Annotated in this window: 2 protein-coding genes; both read right to left on the reverse strand. The window is 48.1% G+C overall.

The window, feature by feature from the left end; all coding sequences use genetic code 11:
• Window positions 1-74 precede the first annotated feature (74 nt).
• Window positions 75-692, reverse strand: a complete 618-nt coding sequence (locus HEN33_RS25050) for a Rha family transcriptional regulator (RefSeq protein WP_000881326.1) — start codon at window positions 690-692, stop codon at window positions 75-77.
• 149 nt (window positions 693-841) lie between these two features.
• Window positions 842-1,108: lysis protein (locus tag HEN33_RS25055; RefSeq protein WP_097469906.1), on the reverse strand; the 267-nt coding region annotated here is incomplete at its 5' end.

The following is a 1,108-nucleotide window of genomic DNA, read 5'->3' on the forward strand; positions in this document are numbered from 1 at the left end:
CGCAGAAGGAATTCCCCGTCGGGCTACGGTCATGGTTAATGCGGGAATACGGCGACGATACAGCGCATAATGTGTCAGGCTTGAATACCTTTATCGAATCCCGGTAATAAAAACTGTCCCTGTCTCTCCAGACGTTCCAGCTTTGCAAGCAATTGAGGTTTTTTCGTTCTCCCCCAGCGATTGAGCAGACGGCCTGACATGCTGGCGACATCCTTCTCTTTCATGTACTCCAGCATTACGGCGTTACGTTCTGCTTCATAACTTTCGCTGTACTTACGGAGTTCTGCTGACATCCAGTTAAACGCATTGATATAGGCTTCTTTAACAGCATCGGCTTTTGCCCCGTTAAATCCCATAACCAGCATAACGAAGCCACTAAAGTCCATGCGGTAGTAAATCTGTTTCTTGTCAAAAATCCCTAAGTCATTGATTTTCTCGACGGCCCAAAAATGGGTTGTCGAGAATTCCTCAGAACATCTCAAACATTTAATAGCCCTAATCACATGCTGATGGCGTTTACCAAATGCCCTGGCAATCTGGAAGGTGTCAGTTACCGGTTGACCTTCTGCTGCGGTAACTAACTGGCGAAAGTCGAAGTCATGATTCGCAATTAATTCATTCATGGCGTTGCCTGCTTCTTTGAAATGAACCTTTGCCGCACAGGAAACCAGCCCACCGAGGCTCGCCAGCACTAACTGGTATCCTCAAAGGCCCATTCCAAAGGGTCAGGTTCGGTGTTTATTGTGCGCTGCGGTGCGCGGTGAAATACCGGTACAAAAATGCCCCGCATCTGCGAGGCATTTTCCTGAAAGTCACTTGTTAAATTTCAGTGAAATTAAAATTATTTTAAGCACTGCGTCCTGATGTATTCCTGCAGGTAGTTAACCTGCGCGGTTATCTTGTCGATTCCACCTCGGAGACGGTAATAATTGAGTTCAGCATCTGCTGTAAGTCCTGGGCTTTCTCCATCGCCCATGCTGCTGGCTCCGGTCGTTGACTTTGCACAGGTGGCGGAGACTTGCAGGCGCTTACGCCCAGCAGAAACATCAGCACGGAGACTTTCGATAGTCGCATTAGCATCAGCAAGCTCCTTTGTGTATCTGGCGTC

Source organism: Escherichia sp. 94.0001 (assembly GCF_013369155.2).
GTDB lineage: Bacteria > Pseudomonadota > Gammaproteobacteria > Enterobacterales > Enterobacteriaceae > Escherichia > Escherichia coli_F.